Below are 21,558 nucleotides of genomic sequence, written 5' to 3'. Positions count from 1 at the left end.
CATGGATCTACCTCATAAAATTTATCCATTGTGGCGATATGGGGTTGCCATATGCGGTATTCTTGCATTCATAATATTTTTGAATTGGGTCAGTCAGGACTATGATTCCAGGCAACCTGATAAGTTTATTTTTTCTAAATTTCTGCCAAATTCGCTAAATGTAATAACTTCGACTCAAGCTACAGCGATAACCTTAGGTGGGTCAATTGGCTTTAGTTTGGATTTGGCGACTGCCGGTCTGAAAGGTGGCGTCAATCTTTCTTTTAGCGGGCAAGATTTTATTGAGAATGAAGCCGTTGTTGATGTCGTCACTTCGCTAAACCCAAATAGCATCAAATACGTTTTTCTTGCTGTACAACCTGCTGGAATATTACGCGATAATTCTTGGTCGGGTCCAATGACCAGACGTGTTTTTTATAATGGAATCCGACCTTACCGAGGATTGACCTTGGTTGGCAATGATTGGCGCAATCAGCTGCAATCCATTTTATTCCCTTTTGTTCGTGCTGATTTTTTTTCTGGTCCAATAAGATATTGGCTTGGAGAGTTAGCTGGAATTTATATGCCAAGCCCAAAGGTTCAGGATATCTCACACTCAATGGATAACGCTAAGGTTAGAGAGAGGTCGATAGCGTTACTTGAAGACCTATTGCAACAAATGAAACAGGGATTGTATTACCATCGTGAGTCTATTGAAAAGCCCAAAGACGCTTTGGTTAGGATGTGTGAGAAACTTGCACGTAAAAACATTCAATTGATTCTCTATGTGACACCCGTTACAGCAGAATATCAACGCCTGACCTCGGAGTTTTTTCGTCAAGACACCATTGGCGGTGAACTTTGGGAAGAAGCAGAGCAGAGTTGTAAGAAACAGAATGCTGTTGTCTTGCGTTTTGATACCGAACCGGCATTTCTGCATAGTTACGACATGTTTGAAGATACATTTCATCTTAATGACAAAGGCTCTGTATTTTTTTCATTGATGATGAAAGGGGAATTAAATAAATTAAATAAGGGAGCAGGGAATTGAAAAACATTAGTTTGGATATTCCAATCTTACTACATTGAATAAATCTGTCTGCAACCCTTATATAAAAAGCTATCTTGATGAGACTGTAATCAGTAGTTTGTCATTGGGCCTTAACGTGTAGCGTGCAAGAGGCATTACAGTAGAAGCTGGGCTAATTGTATAGTCTTTTAAAACGCTCGCCAGTGTATACATAGCTTCCACCCAGGCCAATCGTGCTCCTAGGCAACTGTGGCGCCCCCCCGAAAACGGCATAAATGCACTATTTTTGCTGGACACCACTTTAGTGTTGAAGCGTTCTGGAATAAATTCATCAGGCTTATCCCAGTGCGCCCTGTGCCTATGCATACCATAAAAACTGATGGCGATTTGGGTTCCCGCAGCAACATCGAGATAATCAATTTTTGTGTCCTCAACAGCTTCGCGGTTAATTACAATGCCGGCAGGATACAAGCGCATTGTCTCGTTAAGAAGATGATCTAATCGGGTCATTTTATTTAAGGACTCCATTGTAATTTCACCGTTGTGTAGAACTTTGGCTATTTCTTCTGCAATAAGATCTTGTTCAGAGGGAGCATTTGCCAGGATGTAAAAGGCCCAACTGATGGTGAGCGCGGTACTTTCGTGTCCAGCTGTAATTAAAAACTGAGCATTATCCGATATTTCCTGAGTTGTTAAAGCTATACCGGCTGGGGGATTCAACGCAAATGGACTCAAAGGAGCCAGTGGCTGAGTGGGGCGCAATTTCATGCTGATTTCTCGAGCATATTGAACTGCTTTTGCCGTTGTTATTAAATTTCCAGATAATCCTGCTTCGTATAATGTGTCTGCCAATACCTCAACTATTTCAGGCGGGGTTTCCACGCTTGCATGGCCAAACATAATTTGCCATATAACACCAAAGGTTGCGTGTACGCTTAGTCGACCAAGATCGTATGGTTGCCCATAGACTGAATTATCAGCCAGAGGTTGAAGGACCTTATCAATAGTCTTTTGGATAAATGGGAAGTATTCAGTAATAGATTGCGGTTTGAACAATGGTGCTAAACTCCGGCGGTGAACCTGGCTTCTGCTGCCGCTGTCAACAATGACATTCTCATGCCCTGTGCCGTGGCCAGCAAAACGTTGCTGCAGCTTGGAGCGAGGAAGCGTGCCATCATTGCGGTTCAATACTTCTTTAACTAATTGCGGATCGGTCAAAAATAATAAAGGGGCAGTAGTGGTTTCTAACAGAACAAAAGGTTGTTCCAGTATTTCACTTGGCCAATAGCGCTCGGCGTCTAAAATTGCTCTTAATGCTGACGCTGCCTTTATTTCACTTTGTGGTTTGAGCTTTAATGTCGGAGGAGTCCAACTCATTGCAAAATTACCTTTCTGGCAGCTTTGATAATAGAGCTACGATCTAGCTTGGAGGTAAAAGCCTTCGGGTCGGTTTCAGGGCGAAGAAATATTCGGCCAATAGTTAAGATTATATCTAACCAATCTAAGAAACCTTCCAGCGAGTCAATTTGCTCTGGTAGTGGCAAAAAATGGCTCGACATGCCTCCGGAATATAGGCGGCATTCATTGCAGTCAATAGCTGCGGTACAGCACTTGATTGGTTTTGATGCTAAATCCATGCCGTAATACTTAAACTGGCCGCCAATTCTCGAACCACAGTTTTCAGCAACATTACCAGAATCTAGTTTGTATAATGGGCCTGGAGTTGTCGACCATTTATTGTAGGCATGTGAGTATATTACTGTATCTGGATAATCTTCAATTAGTTGTCCTATCGTATCCTGGACCTGTAGCAGATCATCATTTGAAAAGCGAAGAGAGGTATCTGGCGTACTTATACGGAAAAAGTTATTGTCATTTCCTGTGTAGTTGTTCAATTTCTCTATCAATTTTTTTGTCGGAGACCATAAATTGAATGTTACAGGCAATCCGTGATCTTGGCATAGATGAGCAATATCTTTTGCCTGAGCTATGTTCTGACTGTTTATAGTATAAAGTACTATAGCCCTTGGATCGCCCTGATATAATTTTAACGCCTGAAGGAGCGCTGACTTGCCTCTGAGCCTAATATCGTCAGATTCTGAAGCTGACCAAGCCGATATGCTTATTCTGAATTTTATCTCCGGGTTGAGAAATATGGAACCATTTGTACCTATATTTCCTCTGTTAAAATGATTGCTGGCTACAATTAAGCGATGTTGTTCCAAAGCTGGTTCTGCACCCAAAAAATAGGGCATAGTAACGCCCTTAATGACTTCATTACCGAGAAAATTGTTCCATTGTGCATCGTAATCTCGTCTAACTGATAGGTTTGGCTGAAATGTATCAGCATCGAAATAATAGCAACCTTCACATTTTAAGTTGCATCTGTCGCTGACCTCATAAAATGCAGGTAAACGAAACGAATTAATAATGTATTTTGCGGTATCGTAATAATTTTCCAGGCATGGATGGTCTTTAAGATGCTTTCGCAATAAGCGCATGCTTGCTAGTTGATGGTTCATCAATATTAAACCTCAGGGGGAGAGCTTCGGAATTTGAACACTATATTTTAAAATTGATAGAACTGAAACTAAAAAATAGGAGAACGTGGCTTAATTATTGTTGAGGGTCTCTGGATAGACTTGTCTGCTAAATGCTCCGCAAGTGGGAATTCGAATGCATTAGAATGTTGCTCAGTTATGTTTAGAATCACGGTATATGGCATCTATGCCAAGTTAGCGACAGATTTTGTAACCAATTTGTTTCAATAAACTTTTAGATTGACCACTTTAGGGATTACAGGAGTATGCAACTGAGTAAAACATATCAATTTTGTCGTCGCATGCTGACATCTTAATGAGGGATTTGCTATTAATCCTGGTGATTTTTACAGCGAATTTGGGTAAATACAGTTGTTTTTGCTGAAAAATTAGGCGGTTGATGCATTTTTTCAGTTTTTTTATGAAAAACACATGACGAATGCCTGTTATTCAGCATAAAATGCGCCCCGTTCTGCCAGTGTTATCAAACACGCTCTGCTCATGCCCGGGTGGTGAAATCGGTAGACACAAGGGATTTAAAATCCCTCGCTCGAAAGGGCGTGCCGGTTCAAGTCCGGCCCCGGGCACCATTTATCTTCTGCTTTGCCTTACTGATTACCTTTTTAATTCCTGTTCTGAATCTAAACTGCTATAACTAAAACACTTTGCTTATTTTGCAGGTTTATTCTGTTATGCATTTTTACTCTCTTGATTTTATTAAAGAAATGCCAAAGTCTGATCTGCATTTGCATTTAGATGGCAGCTTGCGTTTAGACAGCCTGATTGAAATGGCAGCTAAAGCTGGTGTGAAACTGCCGAGTCAGACGGTGGAAGGCTTAAAAGAGCTGGTTTTTAAAGATAGCTATCAGAATCTGGGCGAATACCTGCATTGTTTCCAATATACCTGTGCAGTGCTGCGCGATATGGATAATCTGGAGCGCGCAGCTTACGAGCTTGCTATCGATAACCAGCTTGAAGGTGTGAACTACATCGAAGTGCGTTTTGCTCCTCAGCTGTTAATCGACCTGCCAACAGGCATTGATTTTGACCGGGTTATGCACGCAGTCAACAATGGTCTGAAAAAAGCTCAGCTGGAATACAATAGCCAGGCTGTGGTTCTCAATGGCGACAAACCGCCTTTTGCCTACGGCATTATCAACTGCGCCATGCGGATGTTTGGCGACAAAGGTTTTTCACCTTATTACACTAATTTATTCCAGTTGATGCGGGATTTTAGTCCTATTGAAGTCATTAAGTTGGCGGCGATGGAATTAGTGCGTGCCAGTGTGCGGTTGCGGGATGAAGCTGGTATTCCAATAGTGGCTTTGGACTTAGCAGGGCAGGAGTCTGGTTATCCGGCCAGCAAATTTAAAGAAGTCTATGAGTTTGCTCATCAGCACTTTTTACTGAAAACCCTGCATGCCGGTGAAGCTTATGGTGCTGAAAGTGTGTTCGAAGCTATTACTGAATGCTATGCCGACCGCATAGGACATGGTTATTCGCTGTTTGTGCCGGAGATGATCCAGGATCCTTCGATCAAGGATAAACAAAAGTACATTCGTGAACTGGCTTCTTATATAGCCGACAAACGTATTGCTATTGAAGTCTGTTTAACCAGTAATCTGCAAACCAACCCAGGTATCAGCGACATTAAGGCGCATAAACTGGGTGATATGTTGGATCACCGTATTGTCACTGTGATTTGCACTGACAACAGATTGGTGTCGAATACTACCGTCAGCCGTGAATACAAACTGGCGTTGGATAACTTTGATATTCCGCTGAAGCGCTTAAAAGATATGGTGGCCTACGGTTTTAAGAAAAGCTTTTTTCCGGGTAGCTATGTAGAGAAGCGCCAGTACGCTAAGCAATGTTTAGAGTACTTTGATAAAGTCGCGCAAAAATACGGCTTTATTAACTAACCTGCGTATTTCAGGTCAGAGTAAAATTAAACCCCACATTTTATTTTACTCTGACCTGAATTAGACACTACGCGCATTTGCCCTCCTTTTTTGCTCTAAAATCCTCATTTTTTATTTTATGTAAGCTTTTGAAATTTAATGAAATTATTGCTTCCTAATAAATGCTGATAAAAGTGTCGCAAAAAGCATACAGTCTAAGTTGTTGAAATTTATAACTATTATTTTAAGCTCTATTTTGCTGTTGCTAATTAGCGACAGATCTTTTGGAGTTTCTGTTCAGTTTCAACCGAAAATGAAATTTACTTGTCGTAAGTTATTGATGTTTAACGTTTAAATGATGAATTTAAAACTTGGCACGAACTCTGCATTTATAAGTTCGTAACGGTAAATTAGGTAAGAGGTACGCAGTTGTTACTCTTACCTAATTTACCGGCAGGCTCAGCAAAAAGCTGAAATGAACAGTAGTAAAGACGGGGTGAATTATGGACTTATTTTTAATTGCAGCTATCGCATTTTTCATGGTTAACGCTTTTGTATTCGTAACCTACGTGCGCAAAATTGATTTAAACGGCAATGCAGTTTTAGAGTTAGAGCGTGTTCAGGCTGCAGATGCTTATGCCCGCACTGCTGCTAAAGTACGTAAAGCACGTACTGCAGTTACGCTGGAACAAGCGACTAACTAATTAGTCGCTGTGAATAGATGAAAGCCAGTCTCTGACTGGCTTTTTTTATGCTCTTCAATCCATGGCGCTCACCCACATTGGATTGGAATGTGAGACGGGCGGGGACAAGCCCGCGCCCCTACGGGTTAAAAATCGTTCCAGACGATTTTTTTACGTCCCTGCGTAAATCCGTTATGATAAGCGCCTGATTTTTCGTGGAACCCTGTCCTGATGCGAATGCCTGTTCAGCCTGCTTCCTTGCGGCAGTTTGTTTTACTCAGCTTTTTTATGGCGTTAATCCCGCTTGGGGTTTTGTTGTGGCAAAGTCATAGTGCTTTATCTGATGTCAGCCGTTATGCCATAGCTGAAGCCGAAAGCTCAGTGGCTAATGTGCGTCGCGCTGAAAATATGCAAAAGCTGGTGAACGACATTGAACGCTCCGTATTGCAGTTTAGCATTCTGAAAACTGATGCCTTATCGCAACTGGCGGCCACCCATTTAAATAACTACCAGCAGAACCTGGGGTCTGTTTGTCTTAATCTGGAGCAGCCTGTACTTTGTGCACAGCAGCAGCAGCAACTTGAATTGTTGTTCAACAGCTATCTGCATGAAAGTAACGAAGAACTGAGTCCTATTCTGCAAAAAATCCGCCAGCAGCAGGTGCAACTGACCCAAGTGATCTGGGCTTTGCTGGAGCAAAGATTACAACAACAGCAAGTCTATGCCGAAGAAGCACAAAGTCATCTGGCCTGGCAAACGGTGGCTTTAGTGGTGTTGACCTTATTGATGGTGCTGTGGGCATCAGCCCGTATTACAGCGCCGGTGAAAATGCTGGATACCATGATCCGCTCTATAGGGCAGGCCAGTCATCATTTCCCGCATGACAAAGTCGATGGTCCACGTGAACTGACTGAACTTGGTGAGCAGTTACGCTGGCTGGCATCACGTTTACAGCAACTGGAAGCCTTGCGACTGATTTTATTACGTCATGCATCCCATGAATTAAAAACACCTTTATCCAGTATCCGTGAAGGCTGCGCTCTGTTAAGCGAACAGTTGGTTGGGCCTTTAAATCCGCAGCAAATGGAAGTGGTGAGTTTACTCAATGGCAGTGCTGACCGTTTAAGTGTACTGACGGAACAGCTGCTGGATTACAACAAATTATTGCAACAAGCCAAGCCCGAGTTTGACTGGCATGACAGCGAAACTCTGCTACAAAACTGCTTTAATGACCATGCGTTATCCTTGCAGCAGCGCGAGCAGAAAATTGTGCTGAATTGTCAGTTGCCGCGTATCTATACCGACTCTATGTTGTTCAGACGTATTCTGGATAACCTGATTAATAACGCACAGGCGTATGGGGCTGAGGGCAGTAATGTTTGGGTCAATTTACGTCAGCATGATAAATTTATGTTGTTGGATGTAGCAAATAACGGCACCCCTATTCCTGCTGAATTGCGGGCTAAATTGTTTGAACCTTTCCAGCGTGGTAAAGCCCCACGCTTTGACGCAGTGCAAGGTTCAGGTTTAGGTTTATCTATTGTCGCCGACTGCGCCCGTTTATTAGGTGGTCTGGCAGAAATTATCGATGTCAGTTACGCCGATGTGTGTATTCAGGTGCGTTTACCTTTAGTTGAGGATGCGGTATGAAAGTTTGGTTAAGTCTTGGCCTTTGTTTGGCGTTAACAGCCTGTCAGGGTGTAAAACCTGTAGTGCCTGTGGTGAGTAAAACTTTACCAAAAGTAGAACCTGCACAAACCCAGCTGGTGGAGCCTCCTAAACCTGTCAAAGCTGAATTGGCCATAGCTGATGATGCTTTAACCTTACAAGCCTGGCGGGATTTCCGTGCCCAGTTGTTGCTGATGCCTGTGGCTGAGCGGGATTTATTATTACGAAGCTTCAGAACTAACCCTGTCACCACCTTACAAACCTTATTAATTAAGCTGCATCCTGAGAGCCCTTATGCAGTGCGTTTTGCTGCTCAGACTCAGTTAAATGACAAACTGACTACTTTACCTAAAGGCTTAGCCGATTTATTGCGCTGGGATTTAGCCTACAACCAGAAGTTGCTGGAAAGCGAGTCTGCAGTCACTGCCTTATCGCGTTTAAATGCACAACAGCAAGAACAATTAGACAGGCTGCGCCGGCAGAGCAAAGACTTGCAGAAGAAAATTGACGCGCTGACGCAAATTGAAGCCAAATTAAACCAGACAGGAAATTAATCATGAGCAATGGCGCCCGGTTATTGCTGGTGGATGATGATCCCAGCTTATTACGTTTACTAACGCTGCGTCTGGAAGGTGAAGGTTATCAAGTGATCAGTGCGGATTGCGCTGAAACAGCGCTAGTGCTGCTGGGTAAAAATAAAGTCGATGTAGTGCTGAGTGATTTGCGTATGCCGGGTTTAGACGGCATGGCTTTGTTTGATGAAATCGCCAAGCGCCATGCTGGTTTACCTGTAGTCTTGATGACAGCGCACGGTTCTATTCCTGAAGCCGTGGCTGCCACTCAGCGTGGTGTCTTTGGTTTTCTAACTAAGCCTTTGAATAATAACGATTTGCGCGACATTTTGGCTCAGGCTGTGCATCAGTCCCATGTGCCAAGCAAAGATGAGTGGCGCACTGATATTATTACCCGCAGCAAAGTGATGGAGCAGGTGCTGGATCAGGCCTACAGAGTAGCGCAGCGGGATGTCAGCGTATTAATCACTGGTGCCAGCGGTACAGGTAAAGAAATGCTGGCCAAAGCCATTCATAAAGCCAGTCCAAGGGCTAAAGGCCATTTTGTCGCTATTAACTGTGGTGCTTTACCTGAGCATTTGTTGGAATCTGAGCTTTTTGGTCACACCAAAGGGGCTTTTACCGGCGCAGTGACAGAGCACTTGGGTTTATTCCGCGAAGCCGACGGCGGCACTTTGTTCCTCGATGAAATTGGTGATATGCCGATGCCATTGCAGGTGAAGTTATTGCGGGCTTTGCAGGAGCGGCAAATCCGCCCTGTGGGTAGCACTAAGACTATTGCCATAGATGTGCGGGTGTTGTCGGCAACACACCGTGATTTAAAACAGGCGATGCAGGAACAGAGCTTCCGCGAAGATTTGTATTACCGCTTAAACGTGGTGAATTTGCAGTTGCCAACCTTAAGAGAAAGAGCGGAAGATATTCCGCTATTGGCCCGTCACGTCTTGCAGCTAAATGCGGAGCGCCATGGTGTGCAGGTGAACCGCTTTTCTGAAGACGCGATGCAGGCACTGGTGACAGCGCAGTGGCCAGGCAACGTGCGTCAATTGGTCAACGTGGTAGAGCAATGTGTGGCCTTAACCCAAAGCCCTGTGCTGAGTGTGGCTTTGGTCGAACAGGCGCTTTCACAAAACCGTAGTTTCTGGCCGACTTTAAGTGAAGCCCGTGATCAGTTTGAACGCCAGTATTTAATCTGGGTGTTAAAAATGGCTGAAGGTAATGTCACCCGGGCTGCTGAACTTGCCGGGCGCAACAGAACAGACTTTCATAAACTACTGAAAAAACATGAACTCAGCGCAGCTCAGGTGTCAGAGCAAAGCGATGAATTAGAATAGCAAAGCGACGAGTTAGAACAGTGAAGAGATAAATCGATGCACGAGAATTTTGAAGTAGAACCCGATGTACTCAAAGCCAAAATCATCAGCGAAACAGCCCGTATTAACTGGCTGGAGCTGCAAAAGTTTTATGCTGCAGGTTCCGTGATTCAGGTCTCCGCTGAACTGGATTTAGTGGAGGTGGCTTTTGCTTTTAGTCAGGATGACAAAACTGCAGTGCAGAGCTGGCTACAGGCTGGTTTAGTCGACAGAGTAGGCGATAGTCAGGCCCAGCTGTGGGTTGAGCAAAAGGCCGAACTTTGGGCCGTAGTGATTTCTCCCTGGATTTTAGTGCAGGACAAAGCCGGTTCATCCACTCATTAATTACGCAGGTCAATGCTTTATGTACGCAGAAAATTTCCAGTTAGCCTCTTACCTGAAACGTATTGGTTATACAGGCTCTTTAGATCGCAATGCTGAAACCTTAACCAAGCTGATGCGAGCTCAGCTCTTTAGTGTTGCCTTTGAAAACCTGGATGTGCAGGCCGGCAAGATAGTTTCGTTAGTGCTGGAACAGATAGTAGATAAAATCATTGGACAAGGCCGCGGCGGTTATTGTTATGAGGTCAATGGCCTCTTTGCCATGGCTTTGCAGGCTTTAGGTTTCAGCTATAAGTTTGTTGCCTGTCGTCCTATGTTTTACCCGGTGCGCCGGCCTAAAACTCATATGGTATTGCTGGTGGAAGCCGATGGAGAAGACTGGATTTGTGACTTAGGTTTTGGCAGCTACGGTATTCGGGCTCCTATCGCTTTATCGTCATTAGAACAAGTGCAGCAACAAGACTTTGATCAGTTCCGTTTAACCACAGAACAAAGTGGTGCTTATGTGGTGCAAGCCTGGGTCGATGGTCAGTGGTTAAGTCAGTTTGGTTTTGAGCCTTATGCCAGTGAGTGGGTGGATTTTATGCCAGCCAACTACCTCAATAGCACTCATCCGGATACCATTTTTGTGCAGAAGTTATTGGTGATTAAACATCACGAACAAGGCCGCGATATCCTGCTGGGAGACCAGCTAAAACAAATACGTGCTGATGGCACCCAAGTGCAGCAGTTAAGTGCACAACAGCGGGAAGAAACACTAAATCAGTTGTTGCAGTAAAATTGGAGTTGCAACGAGGCGGCAACGTAGGGACGGGTATTGTAGGGGCTGGGACAAGCCCAGCCCCTACAATACCCGTCCGTCTTATAATACCGCTAAGCTCAATTTAAAAAGCTAATACCCTGCGGCCTGGCCGTCTTTACGGGATTCAGAAGCACCGTAATAAACGCCGGTTTTAGGGTCTTTCATAATGGCCTGATAGCCACCAAACTCACCCAAAGCGTAACGCACATCATGGCCTTTTTTCATCAGCTCACGGGCTGTTTCATAAGGCACACCTTTTTCCAACTGAACATAACCACCATTGGTTAAATAAGTAGCCTGTGGATCGGTAGGCTCAGTGCTGCCCAGATGTTGCCAGCGCGCTGCATCTCCTGCTTCCTGCAGGTTCATGCCGTAATCCACCATATTGACGACAATCTGCACATGGCCCTGAGGCTGCATAGCACCGCCCATCACACCAAAGCTGGTCAAAGGTTTGCCGTCTTTACTGATAAAGGCTGGAATAATAGTCTGGAATGGGCGTTTGCCAGGCTCGTAAGCATTGGCGTGTTTTTGATCCATAGAAAACATCTGGCCTCTGTCCTGGAAACCAAAACCAGTACCGGGCGCTACCACACCTGAACCCATGCCACGGTAGTTACTTTGGATCAGTGACACCATAGTGCCGTCGTTGTCGGCTGTGGTCATATAAATGGTATCGCCTTCATAGGCTGCTGGATTGCCTGCATCCACACGCTGAGCGGCATTAGCTCCAATTAATTTAGCGCGCTCTTTACCATAAGCCTCAGAAATCAGGCCTTTGATGGGCAGCTTGTTAAAATCGGTGTCGGCATAAAACTTGGCTCTGTCTTCAAAGGCTAGTTTTTTTGCTTCCACTAAGGTGTGAATACTTTCAACACTGTTGTAACCCATAGCTTTTAAGTCGAAGTTTTTCAGAATTTGCAGCATCTGCAAAGCTGCTATGCCCTGACCATTTGGCGGTAATTCCCAGACATCATAACCACGGTAGTTTACGGATACAGGTTCTACCCAATCCGATTTATGGCTGGCAAAATCTTCATAACGCAGATAACCGCCATTGGCTTTCATAAAGCCATCGATACTTTTGGCAATGTCGCCTTTGTAAAAAGCATCACGACCGCCCGTAGCTATGGCTTTATATGTGGCAGCTAAGTCTGGGTTTTTAAACATCTCGCCTTTAGCTGGTGCTTTGCCATTGATGGTAAAAGTACCGACAAAATCACCCGGCTGATCTTTGAGCTTGGGTACTGATCTATCCCAGTAGTAAGCGATCAGCTCGCTGACTGGAAAACCTTGTTCGGCATAAGTAATGGCAGGTTGCAGAATTTGCGTCATAGGCAATTTGCCAAACTTCTGGTGCATCTCAAACCAGCCATCTACTGCGCCAGGTACGCTGATGGGGAGCATGCCATAAGGTGGCAAGTCTTCACGGCCGAGCTTTTTCAGCTCTTTGGCCAGTTGTTTATGAGTTAAGCCTTTAGGTGAGCGGCCTGAAGCATTGAGGCCATAAATTTTATTGGTTTTACCGTCCCAGATAATGGCGTACAAATCACCACCTATACCGTTGCCTGTGGGTTCCATCAGGCCTAAAGCAGCATTGGCAGCAATAGCAGCATCTACTGCTGTGCCACCTTGTTTCATAATATCCAAAGCAATTTGAGTGGCTAATGGCTGGCTGGTAGCGGCCATGGCATGCGGCGCTATCACTTCGGAGCGGCTGGCAAAATCAGCGCCTGTGATACGGTCATACGCCATCAGTTGAGGGGATAACGCTATAAAGCTGCAGAGTAAGATTTTTTTCATTCTGGTTGTGCCTCTGAAATACAGGAGTCATCAAACTAATCAGTGCCTGCTGAAATTACCAGTGGCAAGCGACCAAAGCCCGAATTAGCTGGCTGAAACCAGATGTTCGGTTAAGGCTGCTTTTTGTTCTGTGTTCAGCAACAGTTTTTGTTTAGCGACAAAGTCGTATTGCACTAACACAGCTTTACCCAAAGCGCAGCACTGATCCTTTTGCCAGGCCTCTTGATGCACTTCAAACGAACTGTTACCAACCATGCTGATCCCGGTACGTAATTCAACCGGCACGCCATAAAACAGTTCGGCTTTAAATTGCACCTGGATACTGGCGAGTATTAATCGCCACTGTCTGGTGTCGAGATCAGGTGTAAATAATTTGAATATAGGATCCCTTGCCCCTTCAAACCACTGCGTCAGCACTGTATTGTTGATATGACCTAAAGCGTCTGTCTCGTTAAAACGAGGCTGAATAATTTCTTTAAACATAACAATAACCTAAAAACTATGAATGATTTTATTGAAGTTTATGATGATGTATTACCGGCGGAGTTTTGTCAGCAACTGATCAGGCTATTTGAGCAGAGCCCTCATACGACAGCAGGGCGCACTGGCGGTGGAGTTGATACCAGTAAAAAATTAAGCACTGACTTGTATTTAAATCAGTATCAGGACTATCACCCAGCTCTGAGTGAGATTATTAAGTACACCACCAGTTATGTGGCGCAGTATTTTAGGAAGTACCATTTTGCGCTGATTGGCCCTGTCAGCATGACAGTGCCGCACCCTTCTGAAAACCGAATGGTGACGGTCACTGCGGATAATTATCAGCAACTGGGAGCACCGCAGGCGGACAACTTTATGCGTACCTTATACCGGCTTGGGCCTATTCAGATGCAAAAATACCAGCAAGGCAAAGGCAATTATGGCTACTGGCACTCAGAGGTGTACCCGCAGTTGCCGAACAATGAGCCATTGCATCGTACTTTGCTGTTTATGTTTTATTTAAATGATGTGGCAGAAGGTGGCCAGACTGAGTTTTATTACCAGAATAAAGCGATTCAACCTAAAGCCGGACGCATGGTGATAGCTCCGGCTTACTTTACTCATACCCACAGAGGTTGTGTGCCAATATCATCTGACAAATACATACTAACCAGTTGGGTGCTGTTTAACAGAGCTGAACAGCTATACAGCACCAAGGCGTAAGCCTTATGCACTTAAAGGTGCAACGGGACGAGCCATTTCCAGATGCGGAATATCGTCTTCCAGATAAGGTTCACTGCAGGCGATAAAACCAAAAGATTCGTAAAAGCGTTGCAGGTAACACTGAGCGGAAATACGGATCTCCATATCAGGCCAACAACTGCCCGCGACATCCAGAGCTTTATCTACTAACCCCCGACCTAAGGCGAGTCGACGTGCAGTTTGAGATACACAAATACGGCCTAAAGCCGGGCTGTTTTCATAACTGACACCTGGTGCCAGCACACGGGCGTAAGCGAGAATTTTGTCGCCTTTCTTCAGCAGAATATGCCGGGTTTGTGGGTGTAAATCTTTGTTGTCCAACTCCGGATAAGGACAGTTTTGTTCAACTACAAATACGTCTACCCGCAATTGCAGCATGGCATACACGGTGTACGAATCCAGTTGATTAAAGCCTGCTACTTGCCATTCCATCCGTCAGTCCTGTTCATTTTTTTAGTGATTTTGGTTTTACTATATCAAAATCACAGTCGTTTTGTCTGGTCGTAACTGGTGAGTGAAAAGCACAACAAAAAAATAGGCATAGTGGCTAAACTTGACTCACACTTATCGGATAGGTTTGAACGGGACAACAGGAGTTGTAATGTGGTTAAGCCAGATAGTTAAAAAGAAACGCCATTGGCAGCAGTTGCTTAGTGTGTTGGTATTATTGTTGGTCAATACCAGCTTTTATAGTATTGGACAGTTACAACTACAGCAGCGCCAGCAGCAATGGCAGCAATGGCTTGTTTTGCAACCGCTGCAACAACAGTCCTGGCTTGTCAGTGAACAAGGTCAGCTAAAGCTTTTATCCAACCCGCCTGCAACAGCTGCGGATTTTGTCGCTTTGGATGGCTCTAATCCGGTGTTACACATCTCTCCAGATTTGGTGCAAAGCTGGAGTGCACTCTCTTATCTGATGTTAAACCTGCCATTTGTGATCTGGCTGGCGTGGTTGCTATGGATCCGTTCTTATCAGCAGCAATTCAGGCAGGAACTACAGCAGTTGGAACAGCAAACTCAATTGCTCCTTACTCACTTAGAGTTGCCCTTTCATCGCGAAACCAACCCTGCAACTCAGTTGCAGCGGGTTTTATTAAAGCTGCAAAACTGGCAAAAACGCGATAGCGAAATTCGTCAATTGGTGCGGGTACAGGGCTTGGTCGATCACGAGCTGGCGATAGGCAACAGAGTGTTTTTTGAAAGTCGCTTAAATCATTATTTAACTGAAAGCACAGAAGTAGCGAGTGGCGCTGTGTTTTTAGTTCAGTTATCGCACCCTGAACCCCATCTTACTAATCTGATTAAGTTGCAGCGTTTAAGAGGTTGCGTTGAGCTTATTGCTGAATTGGCATCAGGTTGGTCCGATGCGGTTATGGCAAGGCTGGCAGATAACGACCTGGTTTTATTGATCCCTGGTTTAACCGGAAAAGAGGCTGAACAATTGGGTGACCGTATGGCGCAAGTATTGAGCCAGGCCAACTTTTTTGAGGACTGCCAGGATTTTGATCTAGTCCATATAGGTTTTGTGTTGTACCAGCAAGGGCAAAGTTCCTACCAGTTAATGGCAGAAGCCGATATGGCATTAAAAACGGCTCAGTTGCAGGGACCTAATGCTGCTTATGGCTTTAATGATCCACAAAAGCCAAAAATTAAAGGTTCAGTCTGGTGGCGCACTGAATTACACAACGCTTTGAAAGAAAATCGATTTTTACTGAGTTTTCAACCGGTGTTTTCCTGGCAGGATAATGATGTATTGCAACATGAAGTATTGGTGCGCCTTGCCAGCAGCGATGGTGACAAATTGGCTGCTGCATTGTTTTTGCCCATGGCTGCAAACTGCGGTCTGGTGAGCGCCATTGATCAATATGTATTGATCAAAGTGGCCAAACTCAGTGAAACCGAAGCACTGGAGCATTGCCGTTGCAGTGTGAACTTAAACACTCAATCTTTGCTGGATGAAGGCTGGTGGCATTGGCTGCAGCAACAGGTTGGCAATGGAACTATAGTGGCTAAGGATCTGGCTTTGGAATTTCATGAACATCACTTAATTAAACAGTACAAGAGCCTGAAACCTAAACTGCAGCAACTGCATCAGTGGGGCTTCGAGTTGATCGTAGATCATGTTGGATTGAGTCTGGATGCCACACCTTATACTGATGAATTGCCTATACGAATGTTAAAAATTCACCCTGCTGTAGTACGGGGTATTGATCATCAACTGGAGCAACAACTATTTATTCGTGGCTTATTGGCTTCGTGTGTTGGCAAAGACATTAAAGTCATTGCGACCGGGGTAGAGCAAGACCCTGAATGGCAGTGCCTGAAAAAATTGGGTGTTGTAGGCGCACAGGGCTATTATTTCAGCCAGCCGCTGGCCCGTCTTATTGCTCAAAACCAGTTGTCGGACTAGCACTTTTAATTACTTAAGATCCGCGGTCTGAATCAGGCCTCTGTAAGCCAGTCCTTTTAATCCTTGTAGTCCGCCTGTATGGAAAAAGCTCAGGCGGCTGCCTTTAGGGATCTCACCCGCTTTAATTAACTCAAATACAGAGTACAGAGCTTTGCCTGTGTAGACAGGTTCTAGTTGTACACCTTGTTCAGCAAAAGACTGGCAAAATTGCCACAACTGTTGATCAAACCGACCATAACGAGGTTGATGCAAAGCTTGTCGTAATTGCCACTGTGGCCAGTTGCGGTCAGCAGGCAAAAACTGTTTGATCTTATCCGGCAAACTTTGATCTTTAACTACGGCAATACCCAGCACAGCAGTCGCTTCAGAGCCCCGGATCAAACCTGCTATAGTGCCACCACTACCAACAGCACAGATTAACAAAGAGGCAGGGCCATTAGGGGTATTACGCATATCCAGTTCACTGACTCCACGCACAGCAGCCTCACAGGTACCTCCTTCAGGAATGTGCAGGTAACCTGGAAATTCTGTACTGAGTTGCTGCAGCACTTGTGGCAAGTGACGGCCCTGATAATAACTTCTGCTGACCCGAAGTAGTTGCATGCCATAAGACTGACATAAAGCCAGAGTAGGATTGTTCAAATCTGCATCTTCGCCCCGCACTATGCCCACACTTTTCAGGTTGTTTTCGCTGGCTGCAGCTGCAGTTGCGACCAAATGATTGGAAAATGCCCCACCAAAGGTTAGCAAGCCAGGATATTTTTGTTGCAGCGCCTGTTTCAGCTGGTATTTTAGTTTCAACAATTTATTTCCGGATATGTCCGGATTGTTACTGGGCGCGTAACGCAGCCAAAGTTCCGTCTGATTGTCAGTCAGAACAGGATGTTGCAAGTTTTGCCACTGTAAATAAGAGCTTAGTTTCATTATCTGTTGTAAATCTGGAATAAAATTTTTATCATTTTTATCGTTTTTTGTGGTAGTTTAGAGTTACAATAATTTAGAAATAATAGTAGGTAGTGTTTGCCGTTATGTTAACAAAGCTATTGGCGCAATTAAAATTCACCAAGAACTCCAGCAATGTATTTGCTGGAATTCATTTGTCTGCCAATAGTTTAAAGGTTGTTGTGGTCACTCAGCAATCTGCAACAGAGCATAGGGTCGACCAAATGTTCTTGGAGCAGTTTGGTTCTGCGGCACAATTATCAGCAGCTTTTAAGACAATAGCCGCAAAATTACCGCCTGATTGTCAGTGCACTTTAGTGATCCCGCCTGAACGTTATATGGTATTGCAAATTGATAAACCCGCTGTACCTGATGAAGAAATCTCACTAGCATTACCCTGGACCATCAAAGACTTAGTTACATTGCCTGATGATGACATGGTACTGGACTATCTGGATTTACCATTGCAAAACCAGTTACATGGCATCAAAGTGAATGTTGTGGTCAGTTCCAAAAGCTGGTTAGCTGATATTGTGGCTTTGTTTACACAAAATAAACTACAACTGCAGGGCATTCAGCCGGAAGAATGGTTAGCACGAAATTTATTACCCGCTAAGAGTCAGGCATTGATGCTGGTGTCGCACCAGAGTGGTCAGGAGCTTGCCGTACAGATATTGCAACAAGGCAATCTGTGTTTCTCCCGTCGTTTGCGTGGGTTTAATCGTCTGGATCAATACAGTCTGGATGAAATGCAGCAAGGCGTATTTGATAATTTATTGTTGGAGCTGCAGCGATCCATTGATTATTTCGAAGGACAGCTCAAACAAGCTCCGGTGAAAGAAATTGCGTTGTTGTTAGCAAATTCAAATCAGAGTGGTGTGGTGCAATTGTTTGTGCAAAATGGATTTTCTCAGGTGTTTGCAATATCAGCAAAAGACGCTGGTGTGCAGATGTCAGCTGAGCAGTTTAGTCTGTATTGGCTGGCATTGGCCGGTGCTATTGAACCTCTGTGCGCGCAACGGGAGGTGAACCTTGAAGCTGCGGGTTAACCTTTATGTACAGGCGCTGCAACCTGTTAAAGAAAAAATCAGTTTAAAGCTTTTGGTCAGCAGCACCTTTGGACTTTGTGCTGTATTGATGGCTATGGGTTTGATCATGAATACACAAGCCGATTCGAAACAAGCTGAGTTAGCTGTATTACAGCAGCAGGTCAAAGCTCAGGAACAACAGTTAGCTCAGTTGCAGGCCACAGTCGGCAATCGTCAGCCTTCAGCTGAATTGGTCAGACAGCACACGGATTTAAGTCAGATCATCAGGCAAAAGCAAAAGTTGCTGCAATTTGTGCAAGGTGAGCAGTTAAAAACTTCTGTAAAGTATTCTCCGGTATTTAAGTACCTTGCGAGCATAGATCCAGAAGGATTTTGGTTGGATGGCTTTAGTTTAAATGCCAGCTCCAGCCAATTCAGTGGTTATGTTACTGAACCTGAACTTTTGCCAAAATGGTTGAATCAGTTAAGTGGTACTGCATTTTTCACCGGCCATACCTTTTCTCAGTTTGAAATTAAACAAGTGGAAAATACCGAAGCGTTGGCTTTTAAAGTTACATCTTCTGCCGCTGGTGCTGCGTCTGCGGAGGCTAAACCATGAGTGCCTGGCAGCAGATGTCTGATCGCTTCAGTGCGCTACAAGAACGGGAAAAGTACACAGCTCTGGCTGGAGCATTGTTGTTATCTTTGTGGCTTTTTATGCTACAGCTCCTGGTGCCTGCTTTTGAAGAGCTGAAAAAAGCCGATCAGCAAATAGCCAGTGCCACAGCGATGTTGCAACAGCAAAACACGACCCTGACGACGTTGCAGCAACAAGCAGGGATTGATATTGATGCCAATTACAAACTCGAACTGCAAAGCCTGCGACATCAGGAACAGGATTTGCAGCAACAAATTTCTAAACTGACCAGCTACTTCATAGGTTCGGAACGCATGGCGTCTGTGCTGCAAGATGTGCTAAAAAGTAGCAATAATGTAAAAATGAAATCAGTGATTGCCAATCCGCCTGTTCCTTTAACCTTTTCAGAGCAGGGTACAGATAATAAAGCGGTTATTTATCAACACTCTACAGTTGTAATCTTAACAGGTAATTATTTTGCACTAACGGCTGTGCTGGAACGGCTTGATACGTTGCCCTGGTCGTTGGGTTGGCAAAGTGTTGACTATAAAGTAACTGAATACCCTGATGCAGAGCTGACTTTGCATTTACTGACTGTGAGTGACAATGAAAGTTATATTAAGTTGTAGCCTCTGTTTGGTGCTGAGCCTTACTGTGCATGCGGCTTCAGACCCAACCAAACCTGATATAGCCATAGCTGTGTCTGTAAGTACGGCTGCAGAGCCGGAACCAGTGGACCTGGATGCGAAATTCAAATTGGGTCTGATCAAAACTGTGCAGGGACAACATATGGCGTTTATTAATGGCCAATCAGTGAAGCAAGGTGATGAAATTGATGGCTATAAAGTGCTGAGCATTAATCACAAGCAGGTGGTGTTACAGCGAGAGAATGAACGTTTAACCTTAAGTTTGTTTAAAGCGATGAAAACTCGATGAATTATTTTAAGAAAAACTATTTTACATTAGCTTTCATCAGCCTCAGTTTAGCTGCTTGTCAGGGCTTGCAGGAAACTAAAGTGCCGCAACAGGCGCAAGCTGCTTTGGCTGAGTCGCAGAACCAGTCAAAACCTGCTGCACCTGTTGTGCCTGATAGCGTCACTCAAGACTTGTTAGCTTTAGCTGCACCCATGCAACAAGGCCAGTCGATGCAGCCACGTTTTAATGTGGCTGCAGCAAATGTAGATATAGCAGATTTCTTTACTTCGCTGGTTGCAGATACAGATTACAGTGTTGCGATTCATCCTGCCGTGTCGGGACAGATCACGCTGGATTTAAAACAAGTGACGTTAAACGAAGCTTTTGCGGTGGTTGAGCAGCTGTATGGTTATCATATTCAGCAGGTCGGCTCCATATACAAAATCATGCCTGGCGGTCTGCGCACAGAAACAATACCAGTAAACTATCTACTGATGCAGCGTTCAGGTAGTTCCTCCATTTCAGTCACTGCAGGCGGTATATCGTCATCACAAAATGGCGGCAGCGGTAGTAATTCGGGTGGGAGTAACCAGAGTAATAGTCAGAATAATGGCCAGAACTCCAATCAAAATAATAACGGTCAGAATGGCAATCAGAATAATCAGGGGGGACAGGGAAATGGCAGTTCGGTACAGAGTTCCAGCCAGACTGATTTCTGGAAAGATCTAAAAGAAGCAATCACAGGTGTGATGGGCGCAGGACCTGATAGGACTGTAGTTATCAGCCCTCAGGCAGGTTTAGTCACAGTACGGGGTTTACCTTCGGAGATCGAAGCTGTGCGGGCTTATCTGGGCCAGACTGAGGAGAGTTTGCAGCGTCAGGTAATACTGGAAGTAAAAATTATCGAAGTGACCTTAAATGATGACTACCAACAAGGTATTAACTGGACCAAAATTGCCGGCACTATAGGGTCCACTGATATTAATTTCAGCAATAATACTTTTAGTCTCGGTAATAACATCACTGCTCAGGTAGGCGGATTAGGCAGAATAGGCTTTGAGGGTGATGATTTTAGCGGTGTAATTAACCTGTTGGAAACCCAAGGCAATGCGCAGGTGCTGTCAAGCCCTCGAGTCACCGCCATTAACAATCAGAAAGCCGTGATTAAAGTAGGCTCGGACGAATATTATGTGACAGGAGTAAACAGCAGTTCCAGCGTCACAGGCAACAACAACGGTGGTGTGACCAACATTGATGTACCTATCCCTACGCTGGAGCCGTTTTTCTCAGGTATTGCGTTGGATGTAACGCCCCAGATTAATGTCGAAGGTGATGTCATATTGCATGTGCATCCATCTGTGTCTGAGACCACCGAGTTGTCAAAATCGATCAGTGTTTCAGGCCAGGCACCTTACTCCCTGCCTTCAGCTCAAACCAATATCCGCGAATCAGATACCATAATTAAAGCCCGCAATGGGGAAATCGTGGTGATTGGCGGATTAATGCAATCGACTATAAGTGACAATGAATCCAAAGTACCAGTGCTTGGCTCAGTGCCTTTATTGGGCAAGTTGTTTACTAACATAAGCAAAGTGGAGCGGAAAAAGGAATTGATTATTCTGATCAAACCTACGGTCTCGTCCGGTAATGCTATGCAGCAACAGCTGAAGCAGTCAGCCGATTTGATTGAACAATGGTATCCGAAGAACTGA

General features: G+C 44.7%; 21 protein-coding genes and 1 tRNA gene. 16 read left to right on the top strand and 6 right to left on the bottom strand.

Features of this window, described 5'->3' with window-relative positions; genetic code table 11:
• Nucleotide 1: 1 nt before the first annotated feature.
• The gene (locus tag EK374_RS18500) at nt 2-1,030 is read left to right on the top strand and encodes an SGNH/GDSL hydrolase family protein (RefSeq protein ID WP_127026009.1); all 1,029 of its coding nucleotides are present in this window, start codon (nt 2-4) and stop codon (nt 1,028-1,030) included.
• 69 nt (nt 1,031-1,099) lie between these two features.
• On the opposite strand, the gene EK374_RS18495 is transcribed toward EK374_RS18500, so the two are convergent.
• Together EK374_RS18495 and EK374_RS18490 are read right to left on the bottom strand one after the other, a co-directional pair.
• The gene (locus EK374_RS18495) at nt 1,100-2,386 is read right to left on the bottom strand and encodes a cytochrome P450 (RefSeq protein WP_127026008.1); all 1,287 of its coding nucleotides are present in this window, start codon (nt 2,384-2,386) and stop codon (nt 1,100-1,102) included.
• Nucleotides 2,383-3,531 carry a hypothetical protein gene (locus tag EK374_RS18490; RefSeq protein ID WP_127026007.1) on the bottom strand — a complete coding sequence of 383 codons (1,149 nt, stop codon included), beginning with the start codon at nt 3,529-3,531 and terminating at the stop codon, nt 2,383-2,385. The genes EK374_RS18495 and EK374_RS18490 overlap by 4 nt, the downstream gene beginning before the upstream one ends.
• Nucleotides 3,532-4,052: 521 nt before the next feature.
• Between EK374_RS18490 and EK374_RS18485 the strand changes: the two genes are divergently transcribed.
• The 8 genes from EK374_RS18485 (at nt 4,053) to EK374_RS18450 (ending at nt 10,845) form a co-directional block, all read left to right on the top strand.
• A tRNA-Leu gene (locus EK374_RS18485) sits at nt 4,053-4,139 on the top strand.
• Between the two features lie 102 nt (nt 4,140-4,241).
• A complete protein-coding gene (locus EK374_RS18480; RefSeq protein WP_127026006.1) occupies nt 4,242-5,471 on the top strand; it encodes an adenosine deaminase family protein in 1,230 nt (409 codons plus the stop codon).
• A gap of 482 nt (nt 5,472-5,953) precedes the next feature.
• The gene (locus tag EK374_RS18475) at nt 5,954-6,154 is read left to right on the top strand and encodes a hypothetical protein (RefSeq protein WP_127026005.1); all 201 of its coding nucleotides are present in this window, start codon (nt 5,954-5,956) and stop codon (nt 6,152-6,154) included.
• A 210-nt stretch (nt 6,155-6,364) separates the two neighbouring features.
• Nucleotides 6,365-7,783 carry a sensor histidine kinase gene (locus EK374_RS18470; RefSeq protein WP_127026004.1) on the top strand — a complete coding sequence of 473 codons (1,419 nt, stop codon included), beginning with the start codon at nt 6,365-6,367 and terminating at the stop codon, nt 7,781-7,783.
• The gene (locus EK374_RS18465; RefSeq protein WP_127026003.1) at nt 7,780-8,355 is read left to right on the top strand and encodes a hypothetical protein; all 576 of its coding nucleotides are present in this window, start codon (nt 7,780-7,782) and stop codon (nt 8,353-8,355) included. Before EK374_RS18470 ends, EK374_RS18465 begins: the two co-directional genes overlap by 4 nt.
• A gap of 2 nt (nt 8,356-8,357) precedes the next feature.
• Nucleotides 8,358-9,707: a sigma 54-interacting transcriptional regulator gene (locus tag EK374_RS18460; RefSeq protein ID WP_127026002.1), complete on the top strand. Its 1,350-nt coding sequence runs from the start codon at nt 8,358-8,360 to the stop codon at nt 9,705-9,707.
• A 36-nt stretch (nt 9,708-9,743) separates the two neighbouring features.
• Entirely contained in the window at nt 9,744-10,070 is a 327-nt protein-coding gene (locus EK374_RS18455) for a DUF2288 domain-containing protein (RefSeq protein WP_127026001.1), read from the top strand.
• A gap of 19 nt (nt 10,071-10,089) precedes the next feature.
• Nucleotides 10,090-10,845 (top strand): arylamine N-acetyltransferase family protein, encoded by a 756-nt coding sequence (locus tag EK374_RS18450; protein ID WP_127026000.1) that lies wholly within the window; start codon nt 10,090-10,092, stop codon nt 10,843-10,845.
• A 114-nt stretch (nt 10,846-10,959) separates the two neighbouring features.
• Here the strand turns inward: EK374_RS18450 and ggt are convergent, their stop codons facing one another.
• Together ggt and EK374_RS18440 are read right to left on the bottom strand one after the other, a co-directional pair.
• Nucleotides 10,960-12,672 (bottom strand): gamma-glutamyltransferase, encoded by a 1,713-nt coding sequence (ggt, locus tag EK374_RS18445; RefSeq protein WP_127025999.1) that lies wholly within the window; start codon nt 12,670-12,672, stop codon nt 10,960-10,962.
• An 84-nt stretch (nt 12,673-12,756) separates the two neighbouring features.
• Nucleotides 12,757-13,155 (bottom strand): acyl-CoA thioesterase, encoded by a 399-nt coding sequence (locus EK374_RS18440; RefSeq protein ID WP_127025998.1) that lies wholly within the window; start codon nt 13,153-13,155, stop codon nt 12,757-12,759.
• A gap of 18 nt (nt 13,156-13,173) precedes the next feature.
• Between EK374_RS18440 and EK374_RS18435 the strand changes: the two genes are divergently transcribed.
• Complete coding sequence (locus EK374_RS18435; protein ID WP_127025997.1) at nt 13,174-13,875, top strand: 2OG-Fe(II) oxygenase; 702 nt, start codon at nt 13,174-13,176, stop codon at nt 13,873-13,875.
• A 3-nt stretch (nt 13,876-13,878) separates the two neighbouring features.
• Here EK374_RS18435 and EK374_RS18430 read toward each other — a convergent pair whose 3' ends face one another.
• Nucleotides 13,879-14,346, bottom strand: a complete 468-nt coding sequence (locus tag EK374_RS18430) for a GNAT family N-acetyltransferase (protein ID WP_127025996.1) — start codon at nt 14,344-14,346, stop codon at nt 13,879-13,881.
• A gap of 169 nt (nt 14,347-14,515) precedes the next feature.
• Here EK374_RS18430 and EK374_RS18425 point away from each other — a divergent pair, with 169 nt between their 5' ends.
• Nucleotides 14,516-16,324 carry an EAL domain-containing protein gene (locus tag EK374_RS18425; RefSeq protein WP_127025995.1) on the top strand — a complete coding sequence of 603 codons (1,809 nt, stop codon included), beginning with the start codon at nt 14,516-14,518 and terminating at the stop codon, nt 16,322-16,324.
• 9 nt (nt 16,325-16,333) lie between these two features.
• Here the strand turns inward: EK374_RS18425 and EK374_RS18420 are convergent, their stop codons facing one another.
• Entirely contained in the window at nt 16,334-17,248 is a 915-nt protein-coding gene (locus EK374_RS18420; protein ID WP_127025994.1) for a 1-aminocyclopropane-1-carboxylate deaminase/D-cysteine desulfhydrase, read from the bottom strand.
• Between the two features lie 104 nt (nt 17,249-17,352).
• Between EK374_RS18420 and EK374_RS18415 the strand changes: the two genes are divergently transcribed.
• Genes EK374_RS18415 through mshL form a run of 5 tightly spaced genes read left to right on the top strand, consistent with a single transcriptional unit; the run spans nt 17,353 to nt 21,558 of the window.
• Nucleotides 17,353-18,315 carry a hypothetical protein gene (locus EK374_RS18415; protein ID WP_127025993.1) on the top strand — a complete coding sequence of 321 codons (963 nt, stop codon included), beginning with the start codon at nt 17,353-17,355 and terminating at the stop codon, nt 18,313-18,315.
• Nucleotides 18,299-18,913, top strand: coding sequence for a PilN domain-containing protein (locus EK374_RS18410; protein ID WP_127025992.1), 615 nt, complete (start codon nt 18,299-18,301; stop codon nt 18,911-18,913). The genes EK374_RS18415 and EK374_RS18410 overlap by 17 nt, the downstream gene beginning before the upstream one ends.
• A complete protein-coding gene (locus EK374_RS18405) occupies nt 18,910-19,560 on the top strand; it encodes a hypothetical protein (RefSeq protein WP_127025991.1) in 651 nt (216 codons plus the stop codon). The genes EK374_RS18410 and EK374_RS18405 overlap by 4 nt, the downstream gene beginning before the upstream one ends.
• The gene (locus EK374_RS18400) at nt 19,538-19,867 is read left to right on the top strand and encodes a hypothetical protein (protein ID WP_127025990.1); all 330 of its coding nucleotides are present in this window, start codon (nt 19,538-19,540) and stop codon (nt 19,865-19,867) included. Before EK374_RS18405 ends, EK374_RS18400 begins: the two co-directional genes overlap by 23 nt.
• The gene (gene mshL / locus EK374_RS18395) at nt 19,864-21,558 is read left to right on the top strand and encodes a pilus (MSHA type) biogenesis protein MshL (RefSeq protein WP_127025989.1); all 1,695 of its coding nucleotides are present in this window, start codon (nt 19,864-19,866) and stop codon (nt 21,556-21,558) included. Before EK374_RS18400 ends, mshL begins: the two co-directional genes overlap by 4 nt.

Origin of the sequence: Rheinheimera mangrovi (assembly GCF_003990335.1) — a bacterium.
GTDB classification, from domain to species: domain Bacteria; phylum Pseudomonadota; class Gammaproteobacteria; order Enterobacterales; family Alteromonadaceae; genus Pararheinheimera; species Pararheinheimera mangrovi.
This window is presented reverse-complemented; position numbering and strand designations above follow the sequence as displayed.